Raw genomic sequence first — 8,103 nt, forward strand, 5'->3', positions numbered from 1 at the left:
GGGTGGGGGTGAGGCCGAGGGCTCTTGCGGCCAGCTGCGCCAGGTGGACGGGTTCGCGCGTGCCCGCCTGACGGAGCTGGGTGCGGCAGCTGAAGCCGTCGGCCAGCACGGCCACATCGGGGTCGGCGGCGCGGACCGCCGGCAGCAGCACCCGTTCCGCGCACGCCATCGACACGTCGTAGTGCCCCTTCTCGAACCCGAAGTTGCCGGCCAGCCCGCAGCAACCCGAGTCGAGCACCTCGGCGTCGACACCCAGCGCCGCCATGACCGCGCGGTCGTCGTCGGTGCCGAGCTCGGCGTGCTGGTGGCAGTGCACCTGCACGAGCGCCCGCTGCCCCGGAGCGACGACGCCGCCGCGGAGCTCGTCGGCGTGCTGGGCGAGCACCTCGGCGAAGGTGCGCACGCCGGTGGCCAGGAGCGCGGCGAGCGGTTCGTCGGGGAGGAGCTCGGGGCCGTCGGCGCGCAACGCCGCGGTGCACGACGGCTCGAGCCCGACGACCGGCACCCCCGTCACGAGCCACGGCTCGATGGTGCGCAGGCTGCGGCGCAGGACCCTGCGGGCGGCGCCCACCTGGCCGGTGGAGGTCCAGGTGAGCCCGCAGCACACGTCCCGGGGCGGCAGCTCCACCGTGTAGCCCAGCCCCTCCAGCACCGCGACCGCGTCGGCGGCGACGGCGGGGTCGAAGTGGTTGGTGAACGTGTCGGGCCAGAGCAGGAGCCGCCCGCGCGGAGCCCCCCGGTTCAGGAAAGCCACTTTCCTGCCCTCTGCGGACCTGAAAGTGGCTTTCCTGAACTTGGGGGACGTGTACCTGTGCGGGGCGATTCCCGGGATTCCGCGTTCCGGCGCGATGCCACCTGCTCGTTTCGCCACCGCTCCCAGCGGGCCGCGGGCTGCCGCGTTCAGCGCGCGCACCGCCGCGGCAGGGAGCCGTCCCACGAGGCGCAGCCAGCGCGGCAGGGCGCCCATCGAGTAGTGCGACGCCGGACGCACCTTGTGCCGGTAGCGCTGGGCGAGGAACTCGGTCTTGTACGCGGCCATGTCCACGCCGACGGGGCAGTCGCGCTTGCAGCCCTTGCAGGACAGGCACAGGTCGAGTGCCTCGGCCACCTCGGGGGACTGCCAGCCGTCGGTGATGACGTCGCCCGCGGCCATCTCGAACAGCAGCCGGGCGCGCCCCCGCGTGGAGTGCATCTCCTCGCCGGTGGCCCGGTAGCTCGGGCACATCACGCCGCCGTGGTCGGTGACGCACTTGCCCACGCCCAGGCAGCGGCGGGTGGCCCGGGTGAACGACCCGCGGTCGTGGGCGAACGCCAGCACGGGTTCGTCGCGCAGCGTCGGCATACCGACGAACACGCGCAGGTCCTCGTCGAGCTTCGCGGGCCGGACGACCCGGCCGGGGTTCATCCCGTCGTCGGGGTCCCAGATCCCCTTGAACTCCTCGAACGCCGCGATGATCTCCGGCGGGTACATGCGGGGCAGCAGCTCGGCACGCGCGACACCGTCGCCGTGCTCCCCCGAGAGCGACCCCCCGTGCGCGACGGCGAGGTCGGCGGCGTCCTCCATGAAGCTGCGGAAATCGGCGATCCCGGAGGAGCTCGCCAGCTCGAAGTCGATGCGGATGTGCAGGCAGCCGTCCCCGAAGTGCCCGTAGTAGGCCCCCCGCCGCCGGTGTCGGCTGAGCAGGGCGTCGAACTCGCGCAGGTAGGCACCGAACCGCTCCGGCGGCACGGCCGCGTCCTCCCAGCCGGGCCAGGCCTCGCCGCCGTCGGGCGAGCGCGTGACGATGCCGGCGCCGTCCTCACGGATGCGCCACAGCGCCTTCATCGCCGCCGGATCGGAGACGACCACGCTCGTGGCCCCGTAGGGCTTCATCGCCGTGACGACGGCCTGTGCGGCCGCCTCGGCCTCGGCGCGGGTGGCACCGCCGGTCTCGACGTAGAGCCAGCCGCCGCCGGCGGGCAGCGCGCGCGAGGCCGTCTCCGCCGGGTTGGACGCGCGCAGCGCCGCGATCAGGCCGGCGTCCATGCCCTCGATGGTCAACGGCCCCAGTTCCCGCACCACCGTGACGTGGTCGGCCGCCAGGTAGGCGTCGGGGAAGCCGAGCACCGCCAGCGCGCGGGCCGGTGGCGACTCGACGAGGCGGACCGTCGCTCCGAGCACCGTGGCGCAGGTGCCCTCGGTGCCGACGAGCGCGCGGGCCAGGTCGAACCCGTTCTCCGGGAGCAACTGGTCGAGGTTGTAGCCCGACACCCGGCGGGTGAGGTCGGGGAAGGACGCGCGCACGCCGTCGTCGATCCGGGCGGCCAGCCCGCGCAACGCGCTCGGGACGCGTCCGGTGGCCGGTTGGCCAGGGCCCAGCTGCAGGCGTTCCCCCCGGTAGGTGAGCACGTCGAGGGCGTGCACGTTGTCGACGGTCTTGCCCCACGCGACCGAGTGCGAGCCGCATGCGTTGTTGCCGATCATCCCGCCGAGGGTGCAGCGGTTGTGGGTGGACGGGTCGGGCCCGAACGTGAGGCCGTGCGGGCGGGCCGCGTCGCGCAGCGCGTCGAGCACGAGCCCGGGCTGCACGCGCGCGGTCCGCGCCTCGGGATCGATCTCCAGCACGCCGTTCAGGTGCTTCGTGAAGTCCAGCACCACGGCCGTGTTGACCGCCTGCCCGGCGATGCTCGTGCCCGCGCCCCGCGGGAGCACCGGCACCCCGTGGGTGCTGCAGACCGACACCGCGGCCTCGACGTCGTCGGTGTCCAACGGGGTGACCAGCCCGATCGGCACCCGCCGGTAGTTCGACGCGTCGGCGGAGTACATGGCACGGGTGGCGGCGTCGAACCGGACGCGGCCACGGACGGCGGCGGCCAGGTCGGCGTGCAGGTCGGACAGGTCGGTGTGCTGGATGTCCGTGCTCACGGGGTTCAGTCTGAGGTGCTCGGCGCCGCCGGACCCGCCGAACCGGACGTGGGCTTCGCCGCAGCCGGCGGGGCGGCAGGTGGGTCGGCGGACCCGTGCCCGTGGCCGTGTCCATGCCCGTGGCCGTGCCCTGCGGCTCCGCCGATCGGGTCGCCCGCCCTCAGCGGCGCGTCGTGGTAGCGGCCCTCGTGGGCGATGATCGGACGCTGGTCGCCTGCCAGCTCGGGGTGCTTGGCCTCGAGCCGCTGGCGACGGTCCCACTGCCTGCGCAGCCCGGTGACGTACTCACGGCTCCCGTCGTAGGTGCCGCGCCAGGTCTGGGGCATCTGCTCCTTCGACAGCCCCGCGTCGGCGCGGCCGCCGAGGCTGAACCCGGCGGGGATCTTGCGGGTCTCCCCGCCGCACGACGGGCAGCCGGGCGCGGCCGCGTCGAACGAGGCGAGGTGCTCGAAACGCAGCCCGCACCCGCACTTGAACACGTAGATCGGCATGTGCCCCTCCGCGCCGCAGCGGCGGGGGCCTGCCCCGCCGCTGCCGTCACCAGTTCTCGACCGACTTCGTGAGGATGTCGGCGATGTCGTCCTCGGTCGGGGTCTTCGGGCACGTGGCCAGCAGGCGCTGCTGCTTCATGGTGCCCGGCACGAGGTCGGGCACGTCCGCCTCGGTGTAGCCGACCCCGCCGATCCCGTTGGGGATGTCGATGTCGCGCATCAGCGAGATGAGCACCGACGGCAGCTGCTCGCGCGCGTCGTTCAGCCTGTCGGCACGCGGGTCCATCAGCTCCGCGGCCCGCAGGTGCCGCTCGGGGGCGCTCTCGAAGGAGAACCGGAACGCCTCGGGCGCGGTGAGCGACACCGACTGCCCGTGCGGGACCATCGGCTCCTCCTCCGGGTAGCCCCTGGGGTGGTAGTCCTTCACCATCCCGGCGATCGGATAGGCGTTGGCGTGCGGGATGTGCACCCCGGAGTTGCCGAAGCCCATGCCGGCGAAGGTCGCGGCCATCATCATGTTCGAGCGTGCCTCGAGGTTGTCGCCCTCGTGCACGGCCGTGCGGAACGACTGCGCGATGAGGGTCATCGCCTTCTCGCACCACAGGTCCGACACCGGGTTGGAGCCGCAGTACGTCACCCGCTCCTCGGGCTTCTTGCGGTCGAACGTGGAGTAGTAGCGGGCGGTGTAGCTCTCCACCGCGTGGCACACGATGTCCATGCCGGACGCGGCGGTGACCTCGGGCGGCAGGCTCATCGTCAGCAGCGGGTCGATCACGGCGAGGGTGGGACGCAGCCGCCAGTGGCTGATCCCGGTCTTGACCTTCATCGACAGGATGTCCAGCACGCACATCGCGGTGGACTCCGACCCGGTGCCCGCCGTGGTCGGGATCGCGATCAGCGGCTTGAGCTGGCCCGGCGGTGTCTTCGCGTTCCCGATCGGCTTGTTGATGTAGTCCATCAGCTCGCCGGGATGGCTGGTGAGCAGGTTGATGGCCTTGGCGGTGTCGATGGCCGACCCGCCGCCGACGGCCACGAAGCCGTCCCACGGGCCCTGTGCGCGGGCGTACTCGGTGGCCTTGTTCATCGAGTCGTCGGTGGGCTCGACGTGCACGCCGTCGAAGATCTCCGACTCGATGTCGTAGCGCCGCAGGTTGTCGGCGATGCGCTGCGGAGCGCCGAGCGCGTGGATCCCCGGGTCGGTGACGATCAGCACGCGCTTCACGCCGTAGCCGGACATCTCGAACCCGACCTCGTCGGAGGCGCCCGCACCGAACTTCAGTGGCGGCGCGCCCCAGGTGAAGATCGTCTCCTCGGTGAGCTCGACGTCGGGATGGCTCATGTGTAGGAACCCTCCGGGGCCAGGCGCAGCTTGTGGATCTGCTCCGCGTCGTGTCCGAACACCATGGTGGCGTCGGTCCGCTCCTGGATGTCGCGCAGCTTCTCGACCGACGCGTAGAACTGCTCCAGGTTGTTGACGATGGCCGCCGGCGTGGCAGGCGGCCCGTAGCTCTCGCCCATGTAGACGGCGTCGGACGTGAAGATCATGGTGCCGCTGTCGGGCAGGTCGACCTGCATCGACATGCACCCAACGGTGTGGCCGGGCGTCTCGAGCAGCGTGACGCCGGGGAGGAACTCCGTGTCGCCGGAGACCGTCTGGAAGTCGAGACCCTCGTAGTCGGTCTTGAGGTGTGCCCCGTTGAACAGGCCGCCGAACCCGAAGGCGAAGTCCCGCTCCTTCTCGTGGCAGACGAGCTTCGCGTTGGTGTTCTTGAACATCTGCGCGTTGCCGGCGTGGTCGAAATGCAGGTGGGAGAGGATGACGTAGTCGATCTCGTCGAGCCCGACGCCCATCTGGTTCAGCCGCGAGTCGAGGTACTCGTCGTCCGAGACCTTGTCGTACGGGAAGAACTCCTGCAGGCCGGTCGGCTGCCAGCGCTCCTCCCAGTCGCGGGGGCAGCTGGTGTCCCAGAGGATCTTGCCCTCGTCGGTCTCCACCAGGACGCAGTGCGAGGGCACGTCGACCCACGGGGCGGGCGAGTTCTTGGAGGTCCGGTCGTTGATCGAACGTCCCGGCTTGATCAGCAACCAGGTGAGGTCCGCGGTCATGGCCCCGCACGGGATCACGCTCACCTTGTTCACAGTCGCCATCGGTGGTCCTCTCGACGTCGAGCCGGTCCGCGCTCACCCGCGCGTTCCTCGGCCGACCGTGGCATGTGGCATGCCACTCGTCAACGCGTCAACGTATTCCGACTGGTCGATGGATCAGGGGCGCCCCGTCCAGCCCAGGTCGACGTCCACGCTTCCGGGTGGTGCTCCCGCCTCCTGCGCGATGAGGAGCTCCGCGGTGTGCAGCAGGTGCGCCCGCATCGCCTCGGCCGCCCCGTCGGCGTCACCGGACTCGATGCGGTCGAGCACCGCGCGGTGCTCGGTCACGATGTCGTCGAGGCTGCGTGACAGGCCCGCGGTGGAGACGCCGCGGCGCAGCACCATGTCCCGCAGCCCGTCGACGTACTCGGCGAGCCGCAGGTTTCCCGACGCCTGCAGCAGCACGAGGTGGAACCGCCGGTCGTGCTCCCACATCCGGTACTCGTCGTCGGCCCGCGCGGCCTTCTCCATCGCCTGGTAGAGCTTGCGCAGCTCGCGGCGGCCCGGCTCGTCGATCTGCCGACACGCCCGCCGGGTGGCCGGCACCTCCAGCAGCAGGCGCAGCGCGAAGACCTCCTCGAGATCGTGCAGGGTGGTCTGCAGCACGCGCACCCCGCGGTTGCGCTCGAAGCGGACCATGCCCTGCTGGCCGAGCTTGATCAGTGCCTCCCGGACCGGCGTGCGCGAGACACCCAGCTGGGTGGCCAGCGTCTGCACCGAGTGGAGCGTGCCGGGCTGCAGCTCCCCCGTGATGACGGCGGCGCGCAGGGCGTCGAGCACCTGCGCGTTGACCATGTCGGTCTGGCGGACCGGCCTCACACCGCGCCCCTTGAGAGGATCTGCACGGCGGCGATCCTGCCAGTGGCCGTCCTCACCCGGGACCCGCTCGCGCGCCCGGGCGGCCTGGCAGCCTGTTGACCATGGCGCGCTACGAGTACCGGGTCCTGCAACTGCGAGAGAGCCTTGTCGGCGGCAAGCTCTCCGCCGACAAGCTGGAGAGGCTCCTCAACGACGAGGCACAACAGGGCTGGCAGCTCAAGGCCATCACGTCCACCGAGGTGAAGGGCCGGATCGGCCCAGGCGGGGTGGACGGGCTGCTGGTCACGCTGGAGCGTCCGGTGGGCTGACCAGGCTGGTCGCGGTCCAGCTCGTGGGCCGCAGCGCCTCGTCACGATAGGTTCGGCCGGTGGAACTGTTGGACGCCAGGTGGCACCAGGCGATGCTCGACGTGCTCGCAGGCGCCCACCTGGCCTCCGGCGACGCCCTCGGCGACCTGCTGGAGGACGCGCTCGAGCCGCTTGAGGTGGTCCCGGAGCTCTACGTCGCCGATCACGAGCAGATACAGCTGCGCCCGGTGCGCGACGCCGGAGGCCCCCTGTGGGTCGACGGCACGCTGCCGGGCCGGGTCTTCCAGCTCGGCACGGTGCTGGAAGGCCGGGACGACGAGGGCCGCCGCGTGCTCTGGGTACCGCTGGTCGACGGCGCGGAGCGCCTCGGAGTGGCCCGGATGGTCCTGACCGCCAACCCGAACGACGAGGACTCGAGCGGCACGGATCCGACACTCGCCGAGCACTGCCTGGCCGTCGCGGGGCTCGTCGCCCACCTGATGGCCTCCAAGTTCACGCAGGGGGACGAGCTGGCGGTGGCGCGGCGATCGCGCCCGATGTCCGTCGCGGGCGAGCTGCTCTGGCAGCTGCTGCCACCGCTCACCGTCGGCGGCAAGGGACTGGCGATGGCCGCCGTGCTCGAGCCCGCCTACAACGTCAGCGGTGACGCATTCGACTACGCGATCAGCACGTCGCGGGCCGACTTCGCGATCTTCGACTCCTCCGGGCACGACCTGAACGCCGGCCTGACCACCTCGGTCACTCTCGCCGCCTCCCGATCCGCCCGCCGCGAGGGCCACGACATCGCGGGCGTCGCCGCCCGGATCGACGCCACGCTGACCGAGCAGTTCAGCGACCACCGCTTCGTCACCGGAGTGCTCGCCCAGCTCGACCTGCAGTCGGGGTGTCTGCGCTATCTGATCGCCGGACATCCGCCGCCCGTGCTGCTCCGCGGCGGGAAGGTCGTGCGCACGCTCGACGCCGTCCTGCGCATGCCGTTCGGCCGGCTGGCGTCGCTGATGCCGCAGTCCGACGAGCTGGGCGAGGAGTACCTCGAGCCCGGCGACCGGATCCTGCTGCACTCCGACGGTGTGGTGGAAGCCAGGGACGAGGACGGCGAGGAGTTCGGGGTCGACCGGCTCGTCGAGCTGGCCGAGCACGCGGCGGCGGCGCAGCTCGCCGCCCCGGAGACGCTGCGGCGCCTCGCCCATGCCGTGCGAGAGCACCGCAGGGGCGAGCTGCGCGACGACGCCACATTGATGCTCGTCGAGTGGTCGGGGAGCGCCGCAGAACGTCTGCTCACCCGGCCCATGGAGGACGGGCAGGACCACTAGGAGCTGTCCTCAAAGCCACATTCGTAGGGTGGCGAGGTCGATCATGGCTTGGTAGGACAGGGCGGTCTTGTCGTAACGGGTGGCGATGGCCCGGTACTGCTTGAGCCGGTTGAAGCAGCGCT

At 71.6% G+C, this 8,103-nt stretch carries 7 protein-coding genes and 1 pseudogene; 2 read left to right on the forward strand and 6 right to left on the reverse strand.

The annotated features are described in order from the left end of the window. From HF577_RS35550 to HF577_RS35570, 5 genes are all read right to left on the reverse strand, one after another. On the reverse strand, positions 1–2,905 hold a 2,905-nt coding region (locus HF577_RS35550), incomplete at its 3' end, for an FAD-binding and (Fe-S)-binding domain-containing protein (protein ID WP_456154040.1). Positions 2,906–2,910: 5 nt separating this feature from the next. Next, complete coding sequence (locus HF577_RS35555; protein ID WP_169400396.1) at positions 2,911–3,396, reverse strand: FmdB family zinc ribbon protein; 486 nt, start codon at positions 3,394–3,396, stop codon at positions 2,911–2,913. Between the two features lie 46 nt (positions 3,397–3,442). After that, entirely contained in the window at positions 3,443–4,735 is a 1,293-nt protein-coding gene (locus tag HF577_RS35560; RefSeq protein WP_169400397.1) for a hydroxyacid-oxoacid transhydrogenase, read from the reverse strand. Beyond that, positions 4,732–5,544 carry an N-acyl homoserine lactonase family protein gene (locus HF577_RS35565; protein WP_169400398.1) on the reverse strand — a complete coding sequence of 271 codons (813 nt, stop codon included), beginning with the start codon at positions 5,542–5,544 and terminating at the stop codon, positions 4,732–4,734. The genes HF577_RS35560 and HF577_RS35565 overlap by 4 nt, the downstream gene beginning before the upstream one ends. Positions 5,545–5,658: 114 nt before the next feature. Then, on the reverse strand, positions 5,659–6,336 hold the full coding sequence (locus HF577_RS35570; RefSeq protein ID WP_169400403.1) for a GntR family transcriptional regulator: 678 nt from the start codon (positions 6,334–6,336) through the stop codon (positions 5,659–5,661). 125 nt (positions 6,337–6,461) lie between these two features. On the opposite strand from HF577_RS35570, the gene HF577_RS35575 reads away from it, so the two are divergent. Both HF577_RS35575 and HF577_RS35580 read left to right on the forward strand, forming a co-directional pair. Further along, positions 6,462–6,668 carry a DUF4177 domain-containing protein gene (locus HF577_RS35575; RefSeq protein WP_169400399.1) on the forward strand — a complete coding sequence of 69 codons (207 nt, stop codon included), beginning with the start codon at positions 6,462–6,464 and terminating at the stop codon, positions 6,666–6,668. Between the two features lie 59 nt (positions 6,669–6,727). Then, positions 6,728–7,981 (forward strand): PP2C family protein-serine/threonine phosphatase, encoded by a 1,254-nt coding sequence (locus HF577_RS35580; RefSeq protein ID WP_169400400.1) that lies wholly within the window; start codon positions 6,728–6,730, stop codon positions 7,979–7,981. Positions 7,982–7,990: 9 nt separating this feature from the next. Here HF577_RS35580 and HF577_RS35585 read toward each other — a convergent pair. Next, a pseudogene (locus HF577_RS35585) lies at positions 7,991–8,103 on the reverse strand (IS5/IS1182 family transposase); the annotation flags it as partial.

It is taken from the genome of Pseudonocardia xinjiangensis (assembly GCF_012911925.1).
Lineage (GTDB): Bacteria > Actinomycetota > Actinomycetes > Mycobacteriales > Pseudonocardiaceae > Pseudonocardia > Pseudonocardia xinjiangensis.